We start from the raw sequence: 23,177 nt of genomic DNA, 5'->3' as shown, positions 1-23,177 counted from the left end.
AAACTGGTCAAATTTAATACTTATTTTCGGAATGTCAGTCCGTGCGGTAGGAAAATTTTAGCTCTTTTGGTTTTGCGAAGGGTTGGCTTGTGTGTCGGGCAAGACCAAATGTGCTAAAATGTGCGGTGGCTTTTTTTTCTGTCGTTTGATGGTCGCACTGTCGGTCTTTTAGGGTTGCTTGTAACTAGTAAATATATTCAAATTTATGTAACTATTTCTTAGGTTTCAATTCGTATTCACTTTTTTTCTCATATTCTTGTTCGGTAATCTGATCCAATGGACTGATGATTTTATTCATAGCACTTGCACTAATATGCGTGTAAATCGTTGTGGTCTTGATACTCGAATGACCCAATATCTGCTGAATATATCGAATATCCGTTCCATGCTCCAGCAAATGTGTAGCAAAACTATGTCGTAACGAATGTACCGTGGCCTTTTTCTCCAAACCAGTCTTCTTTAATGCCATTCGCATAACCTCCTGAACACTTCGCACAGAATAGGGCTCACCTGCAAATTGCCCCTCAAATACGTACTTTTTGGTTTGATACGTCTCTTTATAGTATTCCAATGAACGAACTATACGCATAGGCAACATCACCATTCTATCTTTCTTTCCTTTCGCATTCCTGATGTGAATCTTGTGTTCCGCAAACAGAATATCACGCCACTCTAAATTCACAATTTCACTCACGCGTAAACCCGCTCCATAACCAATTAATAACAATAACTTATGCTTCGGATTTTCAACCACCCCAAAAAGCAATAAACATTCTTCCTTTGTCAAAACAGTAGGCAACTTTTTTTCCTTTTTAGGCCGAGGTAGTTTTAATTCATAACCCGGTATTTGTTCCACCTGATTATAATAAAACAGCAATGCATTCACCATCGCATGACCAGAGGTTGCACTCAATCCGCGTTCCATCAAGGAGGCTAAATAACGAACCGTTTCTTTATACGTGATATCCTTGGGGTCTCTGTACTCAAAATCGCGTAAAAATTGTAAAAATTGTTGTGTATAAGTACGAATGGTTGAAACACTATAATTCACCGCCATTAACGTATCCATGTAATTGGAAACAAAATAATGTGCCGGCTCAGGAAGTTTGGAAAACAAATGTGATTTTGTTCGCGCCAAATCAAGTTGCTTTTTATTAACAACATTTCGTCGGTTTACATATCCCTGAGGCAATTCCGATTGAATCACAACACGATGCGGTTCAAAATGTACCACTAATGCATTAACAACAGCTGGGGTTGCAGGCAATAAAAAACAAGCATTCGGTTTACTGTACCGAACCATCGAAATGCGTTTTATTTTTTCCAATAACACCAATTGTGCAGGAACATACACCTGCATCCATTTCACATTCTCAAGGTGTGGACGCAAAACAATCGACTTGCCTTCAAAAACAACCTCTTTTTCCAAATAGTTTTCAGGAAAAAAATTGGAAACTTCCAAAATACGTTCCACCGCTTCTTTCACTTTCGGATGCCGATTGGCCATATATACTTTGTACGTCGAATGCCAATATACGCCTTTTACCAACTTAAGTTGATTCACAACCGATTGCACATACCGAATTTTAAAAACCCAATATTTCCCCAAGGGTGGTAATAATTCTAATCGCAACTTATGGGCTAACGAAGCCTTGTTCGTTATAGGTTCAGGGTTGTTTACCAAAGGAGGTAAACCTAACTGAAGTTCGCTTTGGGCTATGGGTGGAAGGTCACGGCTACTCGTTTCGCCGGCCACCGGTTGCTGTATTTGTAAATCGGGAAATAAAATTTTTAGCTGTTGATACGCTGCTTTGTTGTAATCAATATACCAACATTGAAACGTCTTGCTATAGGTAGCTCCAATCCCTTTTAATTGTTGCTGTATCGCATTATTCCTTTCAAAAAAAATGCCAATGCGTACCGCTCCTTTGTGTTCAATTTTTCGAATAATTAAAGTCATATGGCGTGTAGTTGAATGACAAATATACAAAAAAATGAAGTAAAAAATCATCGAGAAGCTGAACCACTAAACCGTTTATTAAAAAAGCCGCTGAGAAGCTAAGCAACTGATATTGTGAGTCATTCAAAGGCTGAATCGTTTGTTTTAGAAAAAAGAGCAAAGAAGCAAGAACAAAGACCCTCTTTGGAAGTATTTTAAATGTTGAATTTTAAATTATAAATGGGTTTTCTAACACGTCCTTCTTGACTAACGTCTAATGTCTAACGTCTAACGACTAATCACTAGTCACTAATCACTAATTACTCTAAATTCTAACGACTTTTAAGTTGAGAAGAAAGAACAAAGAAGAAAGAACAAAGACCCCTTTTTGGAGGTATTTTAAATGTTGAATTATAAATTAGAAATGGGCGTGCTAACATGTCCTCCTTAACTAACGTCTAACGTCTAACGTCTAACGACTAGTCACTAATCACTAGTCACTCATACGTCCAACGACTCACCTCTGTCAAGACAAAAAGTAAAGAGTTAAATAGAAGCAGTATGCCAATATCAATCAAAAATTCAAATTTCAAAAATCAAATTCCAAATCCCTCGCGAAGTTTCAAGACCAACTTCTAACAACCATCAACCGACAACCATCAACTAATCCCCACTTTGGGGGCTAGGGGGCTAAATCCACACCACCTCCTTCGGGACTTGTTCGGGACTTGTTCGGAAAAACCCCCGAAAAACGGCATTTTGCCGAACAAGTCCCGAAGAACGTCCGAACAACGTTCGAAGAAAACGTTCAAAAAAAGCACAATAAAAATGCCTTTTTGGCAATTGTAATGGGTGCATTTTTAATAAGAAATAGACGTTCCTACAAACGACTCTCAAATTCATGTTCCAAAAAATAAAAATCTTTACGTACTTTCGTTAGTGATTTCAATGGCCACAACCGATCAAAAAGGAAGGTGACGTAATCGTTAATGCTTGTTTCATGTTCAATCTACACACCCATCGTTATACAAACTCGCCCGAAGTGGTCGAACTTGTCAATGAATATCCTTGGGCTTTTGAGGGAAAATCACCGGTGTACTCCATCGGGATTCATCCCTGGTATATTGATGAAAAAAAATGGCCCGAACATTTGGATATTGTGGCGCAACACCTCACACAAAAGGGCTGTTGGGCTATAGGGGAGTGCGGTTTGGATAAACGTATTGAGGTGCCCTTTGACCTACAGTGCGACGTCTTTAAAGCCCACCTTGTATTGGCAGAACACCATCAAAAACCGGTTGTGCTTCACCTAGTTGGGGCGTTTCAAGAACTACTTTCGATAAAAAAACAACTGAATATTTCCGTTCCTTTAATAGTTCATGGATTTTCCAAAAGCGCCCAATTGGCCCAAGAGCTCGTGCGGCATGGATTATACCTTTCGTTTGGGAAATACTTGTTACACAATCCCGACCTTCGCGAAACGTTTTTGACGGTTCCCAAGGATCGCTTTTTTCTGGAAACCGATACCCTAGAGGTATCTATCGCCGCGGTATATGCCCAAGCCGCCCTTTATCGTAATGTGGAAGTCAACGAGCTCCAACAACAAATCCAACGGAATGTAGCGCAGGTGTTTGGGAAATAGAAGCAAGACCGCTGCGCTGCAAGAGTCTTTTCTCTTTTCTCTTTTCTCTTTTCTCTTTCTTCTTTCTTCTTTCTTCTTTCTTCTTTCTTCTTTCTTCTTTCTTCTCCCACCAAATCCTTATTTTTGCAGTCCATTCATAACTCATAACTCATAACTCATAACTCATAACTCATAATTCATAACTCATAATTCTAAAATCATGGCTGTTTGGCAAGAACGTGCAGAACTATTATTTAAGACGGAAGGTTTAGAAAAATTACGTCAGGCAAATGTATTGGTAGTAGGTTTGGGAGGCGTAGGTTCGTTTGCCGCCGAATTTTTAGCGCGTGCAGGCGTCGGAAAAATGACTATTGTGGATGGCGATGTCGTAGATATCACCAACATTAACAGGCAATTACCCGCGTTGCATTCTACAGTAGGTTTACCTAAAGTTGAACTTATGGCCGCGCGTTTGTGGGACATCAACCCCGAATTGGAATTGACTCCTTTGAAAGAGTTTTTATCACCCGAACGGGCCTTTGAATTGGTTTCGCCTGAGTTTGATTATGTCTTAGATTGTATCGATAGTGTAACTCCCAAATTGAATTTATTATTGGCCGCCAAACGCAAAGGCGTCAAAGTAATCAGTAATATGGGTGCAGGTGGAAAATATTTGGCAGCTAAGGTAAAAGTCACCGATATCAGCAAAACCGATTACTGTCCCTTGGCCAAACACGTGCGGAAACGCCTTAAAAAGGAAGGAATTTCAGGGGGTATCAAAGTGGTTTACTCCAGCGAACGTCCGGATTATGATAGTGTAAAACATACCGACGGAAGCAATTTTAAAAAATCGTTTTACGGAACGAATTCTTGGATGCCTTGTTTGTTTGGACTCCATGCCGCAGAAACCGTTGTACGTTATTTGTTGAAAAAATAATGGCACACCCTCCCAAAATCCTAGTTCCACTCACCGCCACCGATCGTCTACTAGAAGTATTGGCGCTTTTCCTTTTGTTGGGTTCTTGGATATACGCCCTCCTCATGTACCCAAAGTTGCCCGAAACGATCGCCATCCATTTTGACGGCCAGGGCAATCCCGACGGCTATGGCGGGAAAGTGTTTTTTCTAATAGAAGTGGCCGTAGGGACAGCGTTGTATGTTTTGCTTACCTTCCTAGGGCGTCATCCCGAATGGTTTAATTATCCGGTTAAGGTGACTACCGATAATGCGCCGCGACTCTACGGTTGGGCTTTGCAAATGATGCGCAGTTTGAAAGTGGTTCTGGTCGGGATTTTTGCGGCTATTCAATGGCAAACGGTACAAGTTGCTTTGCATCCTGATTTTTCGGGGACGGCTTATGTCATTGGGGGTATTTTGATAGCGCTTTTTGGGACTATTTTTTATTATTTAATCCAACTCTTCAAACAAAGCTAATGCTCAAAACTGTTATTTTTGATATGGATGGGGTAATCGTTGATACCGAGCCCGTGCATCATTTTGCGTATCACCAACTTTTTAATCAATTAGGGATTACCGTTTCGCCCGACTTGTATGCCTCATTTACAGGTAATTCCACCAAGAATATTTTTCAAAAACTAAAAGCGCAATTTGAACTATCCCAATCCGTTGAAGAATTAGTGCAAGCCAAACGCGATTTGTTTAACGACGCTTTTGACCATAAAGACGATTTGACGCTGCTCGATGGCGTAGAACGTTTAATCAAGGAACTCAAAGCGAATGATATCCAACTTATTTTAGCCTCTTCCTCGGCCAAAGTCACGATTCAGAGGGTATTTAATCGCTTTCAATTGTTTCCCTATTTTACGCATATTGTTTCGGGTGAAGATTTTCCGCAGTCCAAACCGCATCCCGCAATATTTCTAGAGGCGGTTCGGTTGTCGCAACACCAAGCGCAGGAATGTATGGTCATTGAAGACAGTACCAACGGCATTGCAGCGGCCAAAGGCGCTGGAGTATTTTGCATTGGGTACGACAGCTTTCATTCGAAAAATCAAGATTATAGTCGAGCCGATTGGGTAGTCAAACATTTTGACGAACTTTCGTTTGAAGCAATGGCGACTCGTATCTAATCGCGATCGGGGAAGGTATGTTTGGCTAAAACCCGGCTGCTGTCTTTGCGAACTTCGTTTTTTTTGCGCAGTCCCCACCAAAAATCGGTAGCAGCTTTTTGAGCTTCTTCCAAGGGAACAATGGGAAAAGGATAGTCATAGCCCGGTTCAAAGTGATACAGCATTTGTTCGATAGGCGTTAGTTTCCAAGGCTCATGAATGAACGGCGCTGGAATATTCCGCAGTTCGGGTACCCATTTGCGAATAAACGTGCCCTCGGCATCATGCTCCATCGAATTTTTGATAGGATTGTAAATGCGAATCATGTTTACACCCGTAACGCCCGCTTGCATTTGGATTTGTGGATAATGAATGCCCGGTTCAAAATCTAAAAATTGCTGGGCGAGATGGGGACTGCAATTTTGCCAAGGTTGCATCAAATGGTGGGTGTAAAACGAAACCACCAACGCCCGCATTCGAAAGTTAAGGTAGCCCGTAGTATTCAAACAGCGCATGCAGGCATCGACCAAAGGAACTCCCGTTTGCCCCGTGCACCAAGCTTCATGATAGGCCGTATTAACGGGAAGTTGAATGTGCATATAGCCTTTGTTGACGGGATGAAATTCCATCGAACATTCCATTTCAAATTTTTGAATAAAATGGGCTTGCCAGCGCAAACGGGAGGCAAAATTGTCGATTTGACGTTTGAATTTTCCTTTTTGACGGGTGTTCCATGTCCATTGATAAATTTCCCGTATGGATACGTTCCCCCACGCAATATAGGGTGATAAACGGCTACACCCTTTGCGTCCCAATTCGGGTTTGGAAATATGGCGGCTGTAATTTTCAACCCGTTCTTGTAAAAAGGATTGCAGGTAGCGCAATCCCATACGACGCCCACCTTTTTGAAAAGGGGTGTCGGAGGGAGTTTCTAGGGAGGGAATTTTAAAATGAATTTCTAGCTTTTCGATTTCAGCGTATTTTACAAACGATCGACCGTTGGCGCTGAAGGGAAAGCATGGTTTTTCCATAAAATCATACCAATCTTCTTTCCAGGTTTGTCGGTTTCGTAAGCCCCGAATGACACCATTGGTAACGTATTCAAACCAGGGAATGCCATTAGCACGCAACAATTCGGCCACAGCGATGTCCCGATGAAAAGTTCGTTGGATACCCGTTTCTTGATGCGAATAAACACCAGTGATACAACACCGGTCTATCAGCTTTTGAAATACACTCGTGGCTTCCTCTTCCACGACCAATATTTGCGTATGGTAGGGCAGAAGCTCCTGTTGTAAATCCTGTAAACTTTGTCGGATAAAATCAAAATGGCGCACACTGTAATGGCAATCCTGCAGCAGGGAGGGTTCGAAAATATACAGCAAAAGGACTTTTTCCTTGCTTTCTAAGGCACGAAATAAAGCTTCGTGATCCTGCAAGCGTAAGTCGCGTTTAAGCCATACCAGTTTCATGAGGTCTACATTTGGGTTATCCTACAGCGGCTTTGTATACCCGCAAACAACGATCACGGGCTTCTTTATGGTCAACAATGGGTTGGGTATACGCAGTAGTGTCTACTTCGGGAACCCAATGGCGAATGTATTTCCAATCTTTATCAAATTTTTTTTGCTGCTCTGTAGGATTGAAAATACGAAAATACGGCGCAGCATCTACACCACTTCCTGCGGCCCATTGCCAATTGCCAACATTACTGGCTTGTTCGTAGTCGAGAAGTTTTAAGGCAAAATAACTTTCACCCCAACGCCAATCGATAAGGAGATGTTTGCATAAAAAACTGGCCGTAATCATGCGAACGCGGTTGTGCATATGGCCTGTCGCATTGAGTTCGCGCATTCCGGCATCAACAATGGGGTAACCTGTTTGCCCTTGGCACCATTTTTCAAACCAATCGGTGTTGTTATCCCAGGCAATCTCATCGTATTTTGACTTAAAACTTTGATGAACCGTATGCGGGAAATGCCATAGAATTTGCATGAAAAATTCGCGCCATATCAATTCATTCCAAAAGGTTTCGTTTTTTTCAGCTATGGCTTTGGCGATCATCTGCCGAATGGAAACGGCACCAAACCGTAAGTAAATCCCCAAAAAAGAGGTTTTATTTAGCGCTGGAAAGTTGCGCGTGGCTTCATAATTCTGAATCAACGAAGCCGAGATATCGTAGGGTCGAACGGCAATTGCAGTTGGTTTAAATCCAATATCTTCCAACGTAAGGAACGGATAATCATGCGCGCACACTTGATGGAGCAGCGTCTCCGATGGATGGTGTGTTACGGTAATGGTTTTGAAACGTTCTTTCCAACGTCGGCTGTAGGGGGTATAAACCACATAAGGCGTACCATCGTCTTTAACCACTTCATTTTTTTCAAAAATCACTTGGTCTTTCGAAGTTTTAAAAGCAATGTTATGCGCTTGAAAGAGTTGGTGTAACGTCTTGTCACGTTTACGGGCATAGGGTTCATAATCGTGGTTGGTATATACGGTATCGATAACGTGCTTCTTCACCAATTCGGTAAAAACCGCCTCAGGGGTTCCATGAAAAACCGCCAATGATTTACCCACTTGTTGCAAGGCACTTTGAATTTCCTCCAAGCAACGGTGTATAAAACTCACGCGGGCATCATCGGGCGGTAATTGTGACAAAATACTGGTGTCAAAAATGAAAATAGGCAAAACAGGATGGCCGCTGTTTAACGCATGAAACAGCCCAACATTGTCAGTCACCCGGAGGTCTCTTCGAAACCAAAAAATAGAAATTTTATCCATTGACTAAAAGTGTAGACATTCCACCATCGACGGCAAATACCTGTCCCGTAATCCAATTGCTCTGTTCGCTCAGCAAAAAGGCTGTCATTTGCGCAATATCTTGGGGCGTTCCTACTTTTTTCATGGGGTTGCGCAAGGCTGCCTTTTCCTTTTTCTCCTCCGAATTTAAAAATTTGTCTGCCAATGGAGTGTCCGTCAACGAAGGAGCGATAACATTCATGCGAACTTTAGGGGCATATTCGGCAGCAAACGCTTTGGAAAACCCTTCAATGGCTCCTTTGGCAGCTGCAACAGAGGTATGGAAAGGCATTCCCATCGTTGCCGCTACCGAACTGAAGGCCACAACACTCGATTGTGGCGCAGCCGTGAGTTGCGGTAAAACCGTTTGCATTACTTTGACCAGGCCTAAAAAGTTGATATGCAAATCGGACTCAAAGGCTTCAGGTTTTAGTCCTTTAAACGGACGTAAATTTATACTTCCAGGAAGGTATACCAATCCGTGAAGTTCAGCGGGTAACGCACTCGTATCTAAGGTGTCGTGTGTAGCGTCAAAAGGGATGTGGGTCAACTTTAAATCGCCCAAGTCTTCAATACTTCGTGAAGCAACAAAAAGATTGCTTTCAAATTGCAATTGTTGGGCTAAAGCACGACCAATTCCCTTGGAACCGCCAATGAGTAGTATATTTTTCATGATTATGCTGATTTATATTCACCAAATAATTCGATAAGTTTTTGGGTACGATAGGCAAAAATTTGTTCCAACCGCGGACGGACCAACACCGGATGCATCAGTTGTCCCAAAACGCCCATGGGCAATTTGTAATCAACGATATCTTCCATTTCAACACCACCCGGAATTTCTTTGAAAAAATGTTTGTGGTGCCATAAGGCATAAGGACCGAAACGTTGTTCATCGACAAAATATTCGTTGTCAATTACGTGTGTAATTTCAGTAACCCATTTCATAGGAATGCCTAATAGCGGCGTTACAATATATTGAATTACCTGTCCAGGATACATTTTGCGATCGGCTCCCGAAAGGGTCTTGAATCCCATATCATCAGGTGTAATGGTGTTCAAGTTCATCGGGTCGGAAAAGAAATCCCAAGCTTGCTCCAACGAGATGGGCAATTTTTGTTTGGACTTAAGGGTGTAAATTTTCATACGTTTATATTTTGGGTAAAGATATAGTTTGTTTAACTAATAGAAAAGTATGTTAAACAAAATTTATATTCATTTAAGTTTAAATTAACAGTTTGCCTACCGTGATTTAGTAATTTTGACGGTACTAAAAAACAGAACAAATGAAAAAACTAATCTATGCTGTCGCCTTCATGTTGGCCACCTATGCCATTGAAGCGCAAGTAAAAACACCACAACCGAGTCCAAAAACCACTGTTCAACAAGTGGTAGGGTTAACCGATGTTACATTAGACTACTCCCGTCCAAGTGCCAAAGGACGTACTATTTTTGGGGATTTGGTTCCTTTTGGGAAATTATGGAGAACGGGAGCCAATTACAATTCCCTAATCACATTTTCTGATGATGTAACTATAGAGGGAAAGGTTTTACCGAAAGGGAAATATGCCTTATTTACAGTGCCCAAAGCAGATACTTGGGAAATTATTTTTTACAAGAATACCGACAATTGGGGTACGCCTGAAGAGTTTAAAGAATCAGAAGTAGCGTTACGTGCAAATGCTAAACCTATTTTGACCGATCGTCGTGTGGAGACGTTTACCTTGAGTATCGGCAATGTTACGAATGATTCGGCAGAGTTGGAAATTGCTTGGGAAAAAACGTTTGTGGCATTAAAATTTGAAGTGCCTTCCAAAAAAGCGGCTATGGCAAGTATTGCAAAAGTATTGGCGGGTCCAACGGCTGGCGATTATTTTTCATCAGCACAGTACTATTACCAAGCCAACATTGACCACAACAAGGCCTTGGAGTTTATCAACAAAGCCATCAGCATGGTAAAACCAGGGGAAGATGCACCGTTTTGGCATTTGCGTCTAAAGTCCTTGATTCAAGCGAAATTAGGGGATAAAAAAGGCGCCATTGAAACGGCTAAGTTGTCGTTGGCGGGAGCCCAAAAAGAGAAAAATGACGATTATGTCAAAATGAATAATGACTCTATAAAAGAATGGAGTAAATAAGTAAAAGGCCCCAATAAGGGGCTTTTTTTTTGAAGTATCTTTGCCGTATGATGCTCAAACCTCGTAAGAACAGAAAAATAGAAGAACGGTACAATGTCATCACCCACGGGATGGGCACAATTTTATCGTGTGTCGCTCTTTTTTTATTGCTCCAAAAAAGTGTGCAGTACGCTGATTGGGTGACGGCTATTGCAGCATTGACTTTTGGGGGGAGTTTGTTACTGTTGTATGCCGCTTCAACCTTTTATCATGCGGTTTGGCGTTTGCGTCATAAAAAAATAGGGCAGCGTCTGGATCATTTGAGTATTTATGTGCTCATTGCCGGAACGTATACTCCTGTAGTTTTGGTGGGACTTCAAGGGGTATGGGGTTGGACGTTGCTTGTTCTCATTTGGACTTTGGCTATCGTGGGTTTCGGTTTCAAATTTTCGCGTTTTCGCCACCAGGAGCGCATTTCCCTTGGTTTATATGCGTTAATGGGTTGGATATGCGTCATTGCCATTGACCCTATGATCGAACGACTATCGCGAGAAGCGCTTATTGGAATTGCCTTAGGGGGCTTCTTTTACACCGCGGGAATTTACTTTTATGCCAACGATCGAAAACGCTATTACCATCCTATTTGGCACCTCTTTGTATTGGCAGGAAGTACCAGTCATTTTGTGGCGATCTATTACTTTATCTTGCCTTAAGTAAGGGGTGTTTCCGCTGTGATTTCAGATGCATTTGGGGCTTTGGGTTGTGTTTTTTGAATTATCCACGCCAAGGTGATGGTCAACATGGCACCAATAAAATTCAACCATAGGAAACTCACCACATCCAGATAATAGATATAGAAAATCAACAATTGGCAAAGTACGGCCCCATAGAAAATCGCATGCGCTTTGATGGAACGGATGTAGAAGCCTACCAAGAAAATACCCAAAACAGTGCCGTAGAAAATCGACCCAACAATGTTAACCAATTGAATCAAGTTTTCAAAAAGCGTTCCCACACAGGCAAACAAAATGGCAATTATGCCCCAAAGTAGCGTAAAATAACGGGTAGCCATGACATAGTGCCGGTCACTCTTTTCCGTTTTCAGATTGCGCTTGTAAATATCAATCGCCGTAGTTGATGCCAGGGCATTCAATCCCGATGCCGACGACGACATGGCTGCAGAAAGAATTACTGCGAGCAGTAAACCGATCAATCCCTTGGGAAGGTAATTTAAAATGAAGTACAAAAACACATAGTCTTTATCGTTGGTCTCCGCTTTTGGATCGGCTTTGGCAATGAGTTCTTTAGCTTGGTCACGAAGATCACGCTCCTTACCAGAAATGGCCGTCAAACGATTCCGTAAAATAGGATTATCGTAATTTTGATTAAGATGGTCAATATACAGTAAGTTGTATTCTTTTTTCTCCTCGGTGAGGGCTTTGAGTTGCTCTTCCAACTGTTGGTATTGGGCAGCATAAGGCGATTTTTCAATAGCCGCTTTGTTGACAGGGTTAAAATTTAGAGGCACTTCATGAAATTGGAAAAACACAAAAACCATGACGCCTATCAAAAGAATAAAAAACTGCATGGGAACCTTCAAAAACCCATTCATAATCAAACCCATCTGACTTTCTTTGTCTGATTTTCCTGAAAGATAACGGCCTACCTGCGATTGATCGGTTCCAAAATAAGCTAAGCTCAAGAAAAATCCACCTGCGATTCCGCTCCAAATAGTATAGCGCGTTTCAGGATCAAATGAAAAATCGACAATATTCATTTTTTCATTGGCCCCTGCGATATGCAACGCATTGGAAAAGGTCATATCATTGGGCAACATGTATAAAATAAGAAAAAAGGTAATAAACATGCCACTCATGATAACAAACATTTGTTGTTTTTGCGTCACATTGACTGCCTTGGTTCCTCCCGAAAAGGTATAGATAATTACAAGAATTCCAATAATGACGTTGAGTAACGTTAGATTCCACCCCAAAAGCGTTGATAAAATGATGGAAGGGGCATAAATGGTTAATCCTGTTCCCAATCCCCGTTGAATCAAAAAGAGAATGGAGGCCAGCGATCGGGTTTTTAAATCAAAGCGCTGCTCCAGGTACTCGTAAGCAGTGAAGACTCGTAATTTATGGTAAATGGGAATAAAGGTGAGCGAAATGACCACCATAGCAATGGGCAAACCGAAGTAAAATTGCACAAAGCCCATACCATCGTGGTAGGCTTGCCCTGGCGTAGAAAGAAAGGTAATCGCACTGGCTTGTGTGGCCATTACCGAAATCCCTACGGTAAACCAATTGGTTTGTTTGTTGCCCAAAATATATTCTTCGACATTACGGCTGCCTTGGGTTTTGTATACCCCATACACCACAATGGTAAGTAATGTGACCGATAAAATAATCCAATCGATTTGCTGCATCTAAGAGTAATTTTGCATGAGTAAAAAGAAAATTAAGATATACACAGCGTTAATGACCAACAGCCATGTGTATCGATTGGTCCAGCGGGATTCGTTGTCTGATTTCATATGCATTTATTTTCCGGCCGAAATTAAATTGGCCAATAATCGATAAGCTCCTGGAACTCCTTCTGGAAGCTCTCGGAAAAAGCTTAACCCCGTGTAAATATACGTTCCTTTTCCATAGGTTGCCACCAATAATGCGCCGTCATTGGGTTTTTCTCCCGTATCATTTGCCGAAAGGAGTGCTGTGTATTGACGATCCCATTCGCTCGGATAATAGAGTCCTTGTTCTTGTTTCCATCCTTTAAAATCGGCAAGGGTAAGCTTGTTGGGGCTTGTCATGATTCGATGGTTGGGCTGTAAGAAGCGCACCTCTGCGGTCTCTTCAGTGACGCGATCGCGCGAAATTTTGATCGGGTAGGGGGCAAAGTCTTTGGTCACAAAATCATCCAAGGTATTGTACTGCACAATTAACGTTTTTCCATTTTTTACAAAATCCAATAACAAGGCTTGCTTGTACCCCAATGCACTGACCACATTGTAGGCCCGAATTCCCGTAATCACTACATCAAAGGCTTGAAGTGTTTGGGCTGTCAACGATTCGGGTTGTAAAAGCGTCACCGAATACCCCATTTGCTGCAAACTTGTGGGGACTTCATCGCCAGCGCCCCTGATATAGCCAATTTTCTCTTCATTGGTTTTGATATCCAACTTGATCGCTTTGGCCGTTGCGGGTTTCAATACCATTTGTTTGTAAATATGGGGGTATTGAATATCCACTTTATCCCATGAATAGGTTGCTTCACCCACGGTAACTACACTCTGTATAACCGCTTCTGAGGCTTCTTTTGGTGGTGTAAGCGTAAAGGTTAGCGTAGTCGTTTCGCCTTTTCGTTGGAGCGAAAAAGGGATGGATTCGGGGCTCATCTTCCAAGTGGCGGGAACTTCCACACGTACGGTTCCCGCGATGTTGTCTTTCCCTGCTTTGACGACTACTTGAACTTCTCGCGCTCTATTCTTGGGAAAAATCATCACCTTGTCTTTGACTGACGAAGTTACCGCAGGCACGATATCGAGCGGTTGGTAGACTTCGCCTTTTACATCGTCATTGTACTTGTACACTACCTTTTTGGTGTAGGGAATATCAACCCCTAAAATCGATAGGGTAAAAGTAATGCAGGTCGGGCGCTCCACATCGGGTTTGCCACGACGGGTAAGCGATGAAACTGTATACATTCCCAAACTTGCCGATTCTTCCAAATAGTAAGGTGCCGTGTAGGGGTAGTTCGCCGGTAATGTCAAAGTAAAACTATGGGTCTTGGCCTGATTGTAGGGAAGTGAAACATTGTTCCATGCTACTGGGGTTGAAGGATAGGATTCTATTCGTGTCAAACGAATAGCGGCCGTACTTCGGTTGATGGCTTCGACTTTAATGCCAAGAGTACTTCCAGGAGTAGCTTCTTGAGTGTCGGCTACGGCTTCTAGATAAAGTCCCGCACATGCTGCTATAATTCGTTTGATTTCCTCCGATTTTTGTTCCCGCCAAAACGGATCAGCGATTTCTTGAATTAAGGCATACGCTTTAACCAACTCGGGGAGACTTGCCGCAGGATTATTGAAGTTGAACGATTTTTGAACGCCTTCCAAAAGGTCTCCAATAGGTTTTCCTTCCGGTAAGCGGTTCCAAGTGGTATCGATACCTTCAAAAAGATGGGATGAAGCGATGGGTTTATCGCCTTTTAACCATTCTAAATATTCCATTTCACTTCCGCGAGTACCCGTGTTTCCGAAACCTTGTGATTGGTGGCAACTGCTACTCAAAGCGGCGATTTCTTGGTTGGATTTTCCATTGTAGGGATAAAAAACACCAATGTCTAAGCCCGTTAAATTGGACTTATCGGCTTTTTCAAATTTTTCTTTACTGCCATAAAACCACCACGAAGTATTAAAATAAATACGTTTGGGTTGCCAAAGTTGGGTAAATGCTAACTGCTCAGGAAATGAAGCGGCTGAAGCACTAAGGTCAAAAGCTTCCAATGCCAATTGCGCAGAGGCGGTATGATGCCCATGGGTGGTTCCGGGGGAACGATGATCAAAACGATTGATGATAATATCGGGGCGAAATTGACGGATAACCCAAACCATATCGCTCAATACCTGCTCTTTATCCCATATCGCAAGCGTTTCCGTTGGATTTTTAGAAAAACCAAAATCGTTAGCGCGGGTGAAATATTGTTCTCCGCCGTCAATTTTTCGTGCTTCGATCAACTCTTGCGTGCGAATAACACCGAGCAACTCCCGTAATTCGGGACCGATTAGATTCTGTCCCCCATCGCCGCGGGTGAGCGACAAATAGCCTGTTCGGGCATGAACGTGATTGGCGAGGTAAGCGATGAGTCGGGTGTTTTCGTCATCGGGATGTGCAGCTACGTAGAGCACATTCCCTAGAAAATTTAATTTTTCAATTTGATGATAAATGTCTGAAGCACTAGGTTTTTCTGGACGTTGCGCAGTGGCAACGAGGCTTGTCCACACCAGGGCTACCCACCAAAACGATTGACGCATGAGTATACTTTTTGATTTCATTCAAAAGTAAGGATTTCCCTGAAGTGGGTTTTTGTTTTTCGTTTTCTTTAACAAAAATAGAAAAGGGGGCGAAATGATATTGGGAGGTTTTTGGAGTCCTTTCTTTATAAGCGTTCTAAGGTAGTTGTGCGATAAAGGGTTAGGTGAAAACAGTCAGGAGAAGAGGGAATTCGATTGGGGAGTTTAATTGTAGTAGACTTAGTTGTATTTTTTTAATTTCTCAAGTACGTTCTCTAATGAGCTTAGATTATTAGAAATTCTTAATATCTCCGTACCGTTTTTATCGACTAAAATCATTATTGGTAATGCGTTTGTTACGTATTTGTTTTTGAAATGCAAATAGTCTTTCATTGTTTTTGTATTATAATTTTGATTTCGCGGAATGTTAATCTCAAAAATTATAAGGTTTTGATTGGCATAATCAATAAATTGTTGATTCTCCATTACATTTTTCTCCATTTTCACACAAGGTTTGCACCACTCTGCCCCCGTTAAAATGATTAGAATCTTTTTTCCTGACAATTCCGATTGCTCTTTAGCACTATCCCAATCATCTAGTTTAGTTACTTGAGCAAAAGATAGGTTTAGGATAAAAAATGTTGTTATTAATAAAAAACTTAGCTTCATGGTTACGTACTTTTAATGCTAATCCATAAACTCTCGAGGGTCTGCCTCATGCTGCACAATCGAAATTCCTTTTTGCAATAATAAATTGTTGGGATATGTGATTCGTTCGCCTTCTCGTGTGCGTAAATCCACATGAAAGGCATTGATGTCTTCAATTTCTCCTTCTACGGGAAAATCTTTGTCGTGAATTTTAATCACGTCGCCAATTTTAAACGGGAAAAAGAAAAAGAGAATCACGCCCGAAGTAACGTTGCTCAAAATCGACCATTGGGCAAACATAGCCACTCCAATTACGGTGGTAACCGAAGAGACTGTGAGAAAAATATCTTCTTGTTGTACGCCCCAAACAATGATCAAGGCAATGAAAGCAACGATGTTAATCAGTAAATTAATATATTTGATTATCAAATTAGTACGGTGCTCCAATGTGTGATTGTTTTGCGCATAACGACGTACGAGTTTCGCCATCACTACTCGTAAAATAATCACTGCCATAATGACGATGAATGTTGCGATAAATTCAGTGGAAAAACGTTGGAAATCCATATTATAAATGACCTTCTGCGTTACGTTGGTTGATGTAATTGAGTTGGTGTTCGGCTACATAATTCCGAAAAATCGCCACCAAGGAATCGTAGTATTTTTTTAAATGTTGTACATTAATTTCCGGATTTTGATCCACCGGAATTGTGACAGGCATTTCGTTGAGGTAGTGATGCAATTCGGGATAATTATCGCGAATCACCATGGTAATTTTTAAAATCTTGGCATTAAGCTCTTGTTCCGTTTCCATGTATTGAATCGGTATTTTTTATCCCTTTAAAAGTACAACTATTTTTAAGTAGTGTGTTGTTAAAAAGCGATAAACTTTTTCAGTGGGTAAGCCAACGACATTGGTGTAGGAACCTTCGATTTTGGCAATACCGACCAGTCCAATCCAATCCTGAATTCCATAAGCACCCGCCTTATCAAAGGGTTGGTATCGGTTGAGGTAGTAGTGAATGGCCTCCAAATCGAGCGAAGCAAAGGTTACTTTTGTTTTATCAAATAACAACGCTTCAGAGGCTGACGTTTTAAAACACACGGAGGTAATCACTTCATGCGTTACACCCGATAGTTGTTGCAACATGGCTACAGCGTCGTCATAATCTTTGGGTTTTCCCAAGGCACGATCGTTGAGCCAAACTAAGGTGTCGCTGGTAATTAGCAATTCGTCGTCGGCAAGTGAACCTTCAAATGCGCGGGCTTTTTCGCGAGCAATATAATTGGTGATTTCCTCTGCGCGCAAGGTTTCAGGATATACTTCGTCAATTTCTTTCAGTCGAATTTCAAAGTTCAAATCCAATTCCTTAAAAAACTGTTGCCGTCGGGGCGAACCCGAAGCAAGGATGATTTTAAACGATTTTGGCATTTTGAATCACGTTGTAGGTGAGTACTGCTATGGAAAGTATACCGAAAAAGAAAATCAATTTGAGTACGCGACTCATCAATCGATAATCGGCTTTTGCACGCGCTGCCCACGCCTTAATCGCCACCCAAAATAAGGGGGCAATCACCGTAACCGTAGCATAAATTACGGTAATCCAAAGTTTATATTCCAATACTTGGGTAAACGTGTAGAGCAGTAAAACAGCACCCGCGGCGAGTGCAATACTTGCGGTAATGTAATTTGTTTTTCGTTGACCTAAAACAATGGGTAGGGTCTGCAATCCTTCGCGTTGGTCTCCTTCAATATCTTCTTGATCTTTAATTATTTCACGTAAAAAGGTAAGCACCACAGCAAATAGCGCGTAATCCTTGAGCATATCAAACATTACTTTCATCGTTTGCCGATTGCCGTCATACGTCACGGGGTACAAATCAAAAATCACAATAAAGAGGATGCTCGCGCCAGCCAATAATGCCACTACCAAATTTCCAATGACAGGCATTTGTTTGAGTGAAGCGGCATACACATACAATAGGGCGACCACCAAGACGTAGAAGACCGCAAATCCGGGTTTTTCAATCACATTAGATAAATAAAAACCCAAGGCTACACCTAAAATCGAGAGCGCTCCGTAGGCATAATAGCCTTTTTCTTCCGAAATGGAAACGCCAATGATACGGCGTTCCGGTTTGTTAACTGCATCCACCTCTTGATCAAAAATATCATTGATGACATAGCCTCCAGCCGCGATGCAAACCATGGCCAAAATGAAAAGACTGTATTCAAAGTCGGTCAATGCTAAAAAAATGTTTTGTTGCATCAAAAATCCATACCGAAAAATGAGAAGCATGAAGGCAAGTAAAAGCAAATTTTGAAACCGTATAAGTTTGAAATAGTTCATGGTTGTGTAATCGAATGTCTTTAAAAATTAATCGTGTTGGCCATTATAATAGGCGAGCCATTTGCCTTGTACTTTCATTACTTGTTCAATAACATCCCGTACAGCTCCTTTTCCACCGTGTTTGTGCGAAATGTAGTGGGAAATCGCCTTGATTTCGGGACTTGCATCTTGAGGACAAGTGGGTAACCCAACGCGTTGCATCACATGAAAATCGGGAATGTCATCGCCCATATACAAAACGTGTGCCGGGTTGATTTGGTATAGTTCACAGTATTCTTTGAAGGTTTCTACCTTGTCGGGCGTACCCAAATAAATATCCGTAATGCCCAAATTGCGTAAACGAATCCGCACGCCTTCATTACTTCCCCCCGAAATTATGCAAACCGAATACCCACTTTCAAGGGCTGCTTTCATTGCAAAACCATCGCGAATATGCATTTCACGGAGCATTTCACCCGTTGGAGACACGTGCACGGTGCCGTCGGTTAAAACTCCGTCAACATCAAAGACAAATGTCGTAATGGCATTCATTACTTCTTTATAGCTTTTGGACATAATCAATTATAGATTGGGTGAGTAATTGATAAATTTCTTTAGGATAAGGTTGTGTAAGCATCGATTGATGGCGATCCAATGTGACTGTATCACCCCGAAGGGCTGGTCCGGTTTGGGCTTGGGCTGGAGTTAGAATTTGTACTTTGGCCGCGGTTTCCATGATTAAGGGTTTAAGCACATCAAAGGAAACACCCTGCGCAACACAAAGGTCAGCGCCCAATTGGTACAAATGATTCGTGAAATTGCATACAAAAACTGCCGCCAAATGCAAGGCCAAGCGCTGCTGTTCATCGATGGGAAAAATGGTATTAGAAACGGTACGTGCAAGTTGCTCCAAAAGGATATAGTCTTCCTTTTTCTCAGCTTCTAGGCAAAAGGGGATGATGCTGTAATCCAATGCTTTTCCTTTGGTGAAGGTTTGTAATGGATATAATACGCCAAAGCGATGGTGCTTGGGAAGTACCTGCATTCCCGTTGCGCCCGAGGTGTGCACCACCAATTTCCCCGACCCTGGAATTTCATGCGCCAAAGAGGCAATAGCATGATCACTCACGGCAAGCAGATACACATCTGCGTCGGCCACCTCGTCTAGCGAAGTCACTACGGGACAAGGGATTGCAAGCGAATGTAACGCTTCTGGGTGACGAGCAACCACCTGAACCAGCGATTTTTCAAATGCTTGAATCAGATGCTGTGCCACATTTCCGGAGCCAATAATGACCAATCGTATCATGGTCGTAAAGGTAGTAAAAAAAGGGAATTTCCCAATTGATGCATGCTTTCACAACATTTCCTAATATTCCTTTAAATTCCATCCTTTCGCCACGATGTGTTTTATTTTTTGCGTTACTTTTGCGTAAATTTTAAAATAAAATGGCGAATCGAATTCTTGCGCTCTTGTTTTCTACCCGTTTAATGGCGGTTTTATTCATAGTTTATGCCGCCGCTATGGCAGCGGGAACGTTTATTGAGAGTGCCTACAATACCGACACCGCTCGGATTTGGGTGTATAATACCCGCTGGTTTGAGCTTATTCTATTCTTTTTTTTAATTAACTTTATTGGAAACATCAAGCGCTACCAATTGCATTTGCGCAAAAATTGGGCTACATTGTTACTCCACCTTTCCTTTATATTTATCATTATTGGCGCAGGAATCACCCGTTACATCAGTTATGAGGGGATGATGCCCATACGCGAAGGGGAAAGTGCTAATCAGTTTTATTCCGATCGAACTTTCCTTACCGTTTTGGTGGATGGAAATTACAAAGGGGAATTAAAACGGCGTATTTTAGAAAAACCACTGATTCTTTCTGAAGCGGTGTATCCCCCTTTTGCCTCCAATCATTTTGCCCTCGAAGAACGTTTTGACACGGTACCATTTACCATTGAATACGACAGTTTTTTGATGAATGTCAAGGAATCGATCAAAGCTGATCCAAAAGGGAAATTGTATTTCAAATTGGTTGAGGCAGGCAACGGCGAACGACACGAACATTACCTTGCTGAAGGCGAAGTGCAAAGCATCCACGGCTTGTTATTTGCCTTTAACAAACCCATGGAAGGCGCCATCAATATCACTTCCGATGCCACAAATACAACCCTAAAAACGCCGTTTGCGGGCAACTTCATGCGCATGGCCGACCAGTTGAAAGGCGAGGTAACAGCCAATACCGAAGCGGCATTGATGCTCCGCTCCTTATATAACGTGGGAGGTTCACAGTTTGTTTTTCCTGAACCTCCGATGCGTGGTGTAAAAGATTTTGTCTCTGGGGGTGATTACAAAGCCAAAAACGCTGATGACGCTCTTACGGTTAAAATTCACACCGGAGGTAAAACGGAACGAGTGACTTTAGTAGGCTCAAAAGGAAAAACAGGGGAGCCCCGCATCATTAAAGTTGGGGATTTAGAGTTTACACTCCAATTTGGAAGTAAGGTTTATGAATTGCCGTTCTCTATGAAGTTGAACGATTTTATCGCTGATAAATATCCAGGGACAGAGAAAAGTTATTCTGCTTTCAAGAGTATCGTTACCGTTATTGATAAAGCGAAAAAGACCGATGCCGAGATTTACATGAACCATATATTAGATTATGGAGGCTACCGTTTTTTCCAATCCTCCTTCGATCCCGATGAAAAAGGAACAATTCTTTCAGTAAACCATGATTTTTGGGGAACATTGATTACCTACATTGGTTATTTCTTACTGTTTTTTGCCATGTTGGCCATTTTATTCGACAAAAACACACGCTTTGCCAATTTAAAACGAAAGTTAGGGCAACTCAAAGAACAAAAAGCGGCCTTAACACTGCTATTGTTGTTTGGCTTATCAGGGTCACTAGCTGCGCAACATTCTGATCATGACGGACACCAACATGCGCCTGCCAAGCCCAAAAAAGAGGTTGTGTTCAATTACTTGGATTCGGTAAAAAAATATGCGGTTCCTGAGAAACAAGCCGCACAATTTGGACGCTTGGTCATTCAAGATGAAGGCGGACGCATGAAACCTGTAAATACGTTTTCTTCTGAATTATTGCGAAAAGTGAGTAAAAGCGATACGTATGAAGGACTCAATGCCGATCAGGTATTTCTTTCTATGGTCATGTATCCGAAAGCTTGGGAAAATTTACCCATCATCTATTTGAAACGCGGGAACGACAGCATTCGTAAGTTAATCGGGGTAGACAAAGAAGCAAAATACGTTCGATTTAAAGATTTTATTACACCTGAAGGGAATTACAAGTTATCGCCATACCTTGAGGACGCTTACAAAACGACCAATCCCAACAACTTTCAAAAAGACTTTGTAGAGGCCGATAAAAAAATCAATCTCATGTTTAGCGCGATGTACGGGGGAATTTTGAAAATATTCCCAGTACCCAACGACAAAGGGAATAAGTGGGTATCCTTTATGGAAATCAATCAACCCACGGGAACCGATTTGGATAAAATTAAAAACGCATTTCCCTATTATCTCAATGAATTAGGAAAAGGCGCTACTACCCAAAATTACACGATGGCCAATACCTTGCTTCAGGGGATTGAAGATTACCAGAAGAAGTTTGGTAAAGCCGTTCGTCCCTCCGATGATCAAATTACCTCCGAAATACTGTTGAACAAATACGATGTATTTCGAAGTTTGTTCACTTGGTATATGTTGGCGGGGAGCCTCATGTTGATTTTAGTGATTGTTCAAATTTTCACCAACAACAAACCGTTGCGCTATGCGATCACTACTTTTCATGTGATTATTGGTCTTCTGTTTGCAACCCATACTTTGGGGTTGATTGCCCGCTGGTATGTATCGGGACATGCGCCTTGGAGTGATGCGTATGAAAGTATGATATATGTGGCGTGGGCGACCATGTTTTTCACTTTAGCGTTTGATAAAAAGTCAAAATTAACCATTGCTGCGGGAACCTTTGTAGCTTCGATGATTTTGATGGTAGCGCACATGAGTTGGATGGATCCACAGATTGCCAATTTACAACCCGTATTAAATTCCTATTGGTTGATGATTCACGTGGCCGTCATTGTGGCCAGTTACGGACCCTTTACTTTGGGAATGATTTTGGGAATCGTAGCCATGTTCTTGATGCTGGTGACCACGGCCAAAAACAAAAATGCCATGGAATTGCATATCAAAGAAATTACCTATATCAACGAAATGGCCTTAACCATTGGATTAGTGCTATTGACCATTGGTAACTTTTTGGGTGGACAGTGGGCCAATGAAAGTTGGGGTCGTTATTGGGGCTGGGACCCGAAAGAAACTTGGGCTTTGATCAGTATTATGGTGTATGCTTTTGTGATTCACGCTCGATTGGTTCCTGGTTTACGCGGTTTGTTTGCATTTAACTTTATGAGTGTTTTGGCCTTTGCGTCTATTTTAATGACCTATTTTGGGGTCAATTTCCACCTTACAGGCATGCACTCGTATGCGACTGGAGAAAAACAAAATGTTGACATCTACATTCGGATTTTTGTCGTCTTTATGGTGTTTGCCTCTTTTGTGTTTTGGCGCTATCGAAAGCTATACGCGAAGCCCAAAAAAGCCTAACA

General features: G+C 41.9%; 21 protein-coding genes. 7 read left to right on the top strand and 14 right to left on the bottom strand.

Annotation, left to right across the window (positions count from 1 at the left end):
• Nucleotides 1-211 precede the first annotated feature (211 nt).
• Nucleotides 212-1,960 carry a tyrosine-type recombinase/integrase gene (locus tag O9316_RS11620; protein WP_298347234.1) on the bottom strand — a complete coding sequence of 583 codons (1,749 nt, stop codon included), beginning with the start codon at nt 1,958-1,960 and terminating at the stop codon, nt 212-214.
• A 979-nt stretch (nt 1,961-2,939) separates the two neighbouring features.
• Between O9316_RS11620 and O9316_RS11615 the strand changes: the two genes are divergently transcribed.
• From O9316_RS11615 to O9316_RS11600, 4 genes are all read left to right on the top strand, one after another.
• Entirely contained in the window at nt 2,940-3,581 is a 642-nt protein-coding gene (locus O9316_RS11615) for a TatD family hydrolase (protein WP_298347232.1), read from the top strand.
• A gap of 199 nt (nt 3,582-3,780) precedes the next feature.
• A complete protein-coding gene (locus O9316_RS11610) occupies nt 3,781-4,497 on the top strand; it encodes a tRNA threonylcarbamoyladenosine dehydratase (RefSeq protein ID WP_298204584.1) in 717 nt (238 codons plus the stop codon).
• Nucleotides 4,497-4,994: a DUF1648 domain-containing protein gene (locus tag O9316_RS11605; RefSeq protein WP_288041149.1), complete on the top strand. Its 498-nt coding sequence runs from the start codon at nt 4,497-4,499 to the stop codon at nt 4,992-4,994. Before O9316_RS11610 ends, O9316_RS11605 begins: the two co-directional genes overlap by 1 nt.
• Nucleotides 4,994-5,650 (top strand): HAD family phosphatase, encoded by a 657-nt coding sequence (locus tag O9316_RS11600; protein WP_288041150.1) that lies wholly within the window; start codon nt 4,994-4,996, stop codon nt 5,648-5,650. The genes O9316_RS11605 and O9316_RS11600 overlap by 1 nt, the downstream gene beginning before the upstream one ends.
• Here O9316_RS11600 and O9316_RS11595 read toward each other — a convergent pair.
• From O9316_RS11595 to O9316_RS11580, 4 genes are read right to left on the bottom strand one after another with little or no spacing between them, the layout of a single operon-like run.
• Complete coding sequence (locus O9316_RS11595) at nt 5,647-7,101, bottom strand: deoxyribodipyrimidine photo-lyase (protein ID WP_298347228.1); 1,455 nt, start codon at nt 7,099-7,101, stop codon at nt 5,647-5,649. The genes O9316_RS11600 and O9316_RS11595 overlap by 4 nt on opposite strands.
• Before the next feature lie 16 nt (nt 7,102-7,117).
• Nucleotides 7,118-8,413 (bottom strand): deoxyribodipyrimidine photo-lyase, encoded by a 1,296-nt coding sequence (locus tag O9316_RS11590; RefSeq protein ID WP_298347227.1) that lies wholly within the window; start codon nt 8,411-8,413, stop codon nt 7,118-7,120.
• Nucleotides 8,406-9,104 carry an SDR family oxidoreductase gene (locus O9316_RS11585; protein WP_366941543.1) on the bottom strand — a complete coding sequence of 233 codons (699 nt, stop codon included), beginning with the start codon at nt 9,102-9,104 and terminating at the stop codon, nt 8,406-8,408. Before O9316_RS11585 ends, O9316_RS11590 begins: the two co-directional genes overlap by 8 nt.
• A gap of 2 nt (nt 9,105-9,106) precedes the next feature.
• Entirely contained in the window at nt 9,107-9,577 is a 471-nt protein-coding gene (locus O9316_RS11580) for an SRPBCC family protein (RefSeq protein WP_298204579.1), read from the bottom strand.
• A 140-nt stretch (nt 9,578-9,717) separates the two neighbouring features.
• On the opposite strand from O9316_RS11580, the gene O9316_RS11575 reads away from it, so the two are divergent.
• Together O9316_RS11575 and O9316_RS11570 are read left to right on the top strand one after the other, a co-directional pair.
• Nucleotides 9,718-10,569, top strand: coding sequence for a DUF2911 domain-containing protein (locus O9316_RS11575; RefSeq protein WP_298204578.1), 852 nt, complete (start codon nt 9,718-9,720; stop codon nt 10,567-10,569).
• Nucleotides 10,570-10,616: 47 nt separating this feature from the next.
• Nucleotides 10,617-11,261, top strand: a complete 645-nt coding sequence (locus O9316_RS11570) for a hemolysin III family protein (RefSeq protein ID WP_298347224.1) — start codon at nt 10,617-10,619, stop codon at nt 11,259-11,261.
• Here the strand turns inward: O9316_RS11570 and O9316_RS11565 are convergent.
• The 9 genes from O9316_RS11565 to O9316_RS11525 form a co-directional block, all read right to left on the bottom strand.
• Nucleotides 11,258-12,976, bottom strand: a complete 1,719-nt coding sequence (locus tag O9316_RS11565; RefSeq protein WP_298204576.1) for a sodium:solute symporter — start codon at nt 12,974-12,976, stop codon at nt 11,258-11,260. The two genes, O9316_RS11570 and O9316_RS11565, sit on opposite strands and share 4 nt — an antisense overlap.
• Before the next feature lie 114 nt (nt 12,977-13,090).
• On the bottom strand, nt 13,091-15,583 hold the full coding sequence (locus tag O9316_RS11560; RefSeq protein WP_298347221.1) for a PIG-L family deacetylase: 2,493 nt from the start codon (nt 15,581-15,583) through the stop codon (nt 13,091-13,093).
• A 219-nt stretch (nt 15,584-15,802) separates the two neighbouring features.
• Nucleotides 15,803-16,231 (bottom strand): thioredoxin family protein, encoded by a 429-nt coding sequence (locus O9316_RS11555; protein ID WP_298204574.1) that lies wholly within the window; start codon nt 16,229-16,231, stop codon nt 15,803-15,805.
• Between the two features lie 18 nt (nt 16,232-16,249).
• Nucleotides 16,250-16,777 (bottom strand): mechanosensitive ion channel family protein, encoded by a 528-nt coding sequence (locus tag O9316_RS11550; RefSeq protein ID WP_298204573.1) that lies wholly within the window; start codon nt 16,775-16,777, stop codon nt 16,250-16,252.
• A 1-nt stretch (nt 16,778) separates the two neighbouring features.
• Nucleotides 16,779-17,024, bottom strand: coding sequence for a hypothetical protein (locus O9316_RS11545; RefSeq protein WP_298204572.1), 246 nt, complete (start codon nt 17,022-17,024; stop codon nt 16,779-16,781).
• A gap of 18 nt (nt 17,025-17,042) precedes the next feature.
• On the bottom strand, nt 17,043-17,642 hold the full coding sequence (locus O9316_RS11540; RefSeq protein ID WP_298204571.1) for a Maf family nucleotide pyrophosphatase: 600 nt from the start codon (nt 17,640-17,642) through the stop codon (nt 17,043-17,045).
• The gene (locus O9316_RS11535; RefSeq protein WP_298204570.1) at nt 17,626-18,561 is read right to left on the bottom strand and encodes a geranylgeranylglycerol-phosphate geranylgeranyltransferase; all 936 of its coding nucleotides are present in this window, start codon (nt 18,559-18,561) and stop codon (nt 17,626-17,628) included. Before O9316_RS11535 ends, O9316_RS11540 begins: the two co-directional genes overlap by 17 nt.
• A 27-nt stretch (nt 18,562-18,588) precedes the next feature.
• On the bottom strand, nt 18,589-19,116 hold the full coding sequence (locus tag O9316_RS11530) for an HAD family hydrolase (RefSeq protein ID WP_298204569.1): 528 nt from the start codon (nt 19,114-19,116) through the stop codon (nt 18,589-18,591).
• The gene (locus tag O9316_RS11525) at nt 19,100-19,849 is read right to left on the bottom strand and encodes a Rossmann-like and DUF2520 domain-containing protein (protein ID WP_298204568.1); all 750 of its coding nucleotides are present in this window, start codon (nt 19,847-19,849) and stop codon (nt 19,100-19,102) included. Before O9316_RS11525 ends, O9316_RS11530 begins: the two co-directional genes overlap by 17 nt.
• 140 nt (nt 19,850-19,989) lie before the next feature.
• On the opposite strand from O9316_RS11525, the gene ccsA reads away from it, so the two are divergent.
• A complete protein-coding gene (gene ccsA, locus O9316_RS11520) occupies nt 19,990-23,175 on the top strand; it encodes a cytochrome c biogenesis protein CcsA (protein WP_298204567.1) in 3,186 nt (1,061 codons plus the stop codon).
• Nucleotides 23,176-23,177: the final 2 nt, after the last annotated feature.

Origin of the sequence: Flavobacterium sp., assembly GCF_027533505.1 — a bacterium.
Lineage (GTDB): Bacteria > Bacteroidota > Bacteroidia > Flavobacteriales > Flavobacteriaceae > Flavobacterium.
This window is presented reverse-complemented; position numbering and strand designations above follow the sequence as displayed.

Excerpts from the sequence above, each read along its gene's own strand:
- O9316_RS11550 (WP_298204573.1), bottom strand. The coding sequence starts at position 16,777 with ATGGATTTCCAACGTTTTTCCACTGAATTTATCGCAACATTCATCGTC.
- O9316_RS11590 (WP_298347227.1), bottom strand. The coding sequence starts at position 8,413 with ATGGATAAAATTTCTATTTTTTGGTTTCGAAGAGACCTCCGGGTGACT.
- O9316_RS11610 (WP_298204584.1), top strand. The coding sequence starts at position 3,781 with ATGGCTGTTTGGCAAGAACGTGCAGAACTATTATTTAAGACGGAAGGT.
- O9316_RS11570 (WP_298347224.1), top strand. The coding sequence starts at position 10,617 with ATGATGCTCAAACCTCGTAAGAACAGAAAAATAGAAGAACGGTACAAT.
- O9316_RS11575 (WP_298204578.1), top strand. The coding sequence starts at position 9,718 with ATGAAAAAACTAATCTATGCTGTCGCCTTCATGTTGGCCACCTATGCC.
- O9316_RS11605 (WP_288041149.1), top strand. The coding sequence starts at position 4,497 with ATGGCACACCCTCCCAAAATCCTAGTTCCACTCACCGCCACCGATCGT.
- O9316_RS11585 (WP_366941543.1), bottom strand. The coding sequence starts at position 9,104 with ATGAAAAATATACTACTCATTGGCGGTTCCAAGGGAATTGGTCGTGCT.
- O9316_RS11555 (WP_298204574.1), bottom strand. The coding sequence starts at position 16,231 with ATGAAGCTAAGTTTTTTATTAATAACAACATTTTTTATCCTAAACCTA.
- O9316_RS11530 (WP_298204569.1), bottom strand. The coding sequence starts at position 19,116 with ATGTCCAAAAGCTATAAAGAAGTAATGAATGCCATTACGACATTTGTC.
- O9316_RS11560 (WP_298347221.1), bottom strand. The coding sequence starts at position 15,583 with ATGCGTCAATCGTTTTGGTGGGTAGCCCTGGTGTGGACAAGCCTCGTT.
- O9316_RS11565 (WP_298204576.1), bottom strand. The coding sequence starts at position 12,976 with ATGCAGCAAATCGATTGGATTATTTTATCGGTCACATTACTTACCATT.
- O9316_RS11615 (WP_298347232.1), top strand. The coding sequence starts at position 2,940 with ATGTTCAATCTACACACCCATCGTTATACAAACTCGCCCGAAGTGGTC.
- O9316_RS11620 (WP_298347234.1), bottom strand. The coding sequence starts at position 1,960 with ATGACTTTAATTATTCGAAAAATTGAACACAAAGGAGCGGTACGCATT.
- O9316_RS11540 (WP_298204571.1), bottom strand. The coding sequence starts at position 17,642 with ATGCCAAAATCGTTTAAAATCATCCTTGCTTCGGGTTCGCCCCGACGG.
- O9316_RS11525 (WP_298204568.1), bottom strand. The coding sequence starts at position 19,849 with ATGATACGATTGGTCATTATTGGCTCCGGAAATGTGGCACAGCATCTG.
- O9316_RS11595 (WP_298347228.1), bottom strand. The coding sequence starts at position 7,101 with ATGAAACTGGTATGGCTTAAACGCGACTTACGCTTGCAGGATCACGAA.
- O9316_RS11600 (WP_288041150.1), top strand. The coding sequence starts at position 4,994 with ATGCTCAAAACTGTTATTTTTGATATGGATGGGGTAATCGTTGATACC.
- O9316_RS11580 (WP_298204579.1), bottom strand. The coding sequence starts at position 9,577 with ATGAAAATTTACACCCTTAAGTCCAAACAAAAATTGCCCATCTCGTTG.
- O9316_RS11535 (WP_298204570.1), bottom strand. The coding sequence starts at position 18,561 with ATGAACTATTTCAAACTTATACGGTTTCAAAATTTGCTTTTACTTGCC.
- O9316_RS11545 (WP_298204572.1), bottom strand. The coding sequence starts at position 17,024 with ATGGAAACGGAACAAGAGCTTAATGCCAAGATTTTAAAAATTACCATG.
- ccsA (WP_298204567.1), top strand. The coding sequence starts at position 19,990 with ATGGCGAATCGAATTCTTGCGCTCTTGTTTTCTACCCGTTTAATGGCG.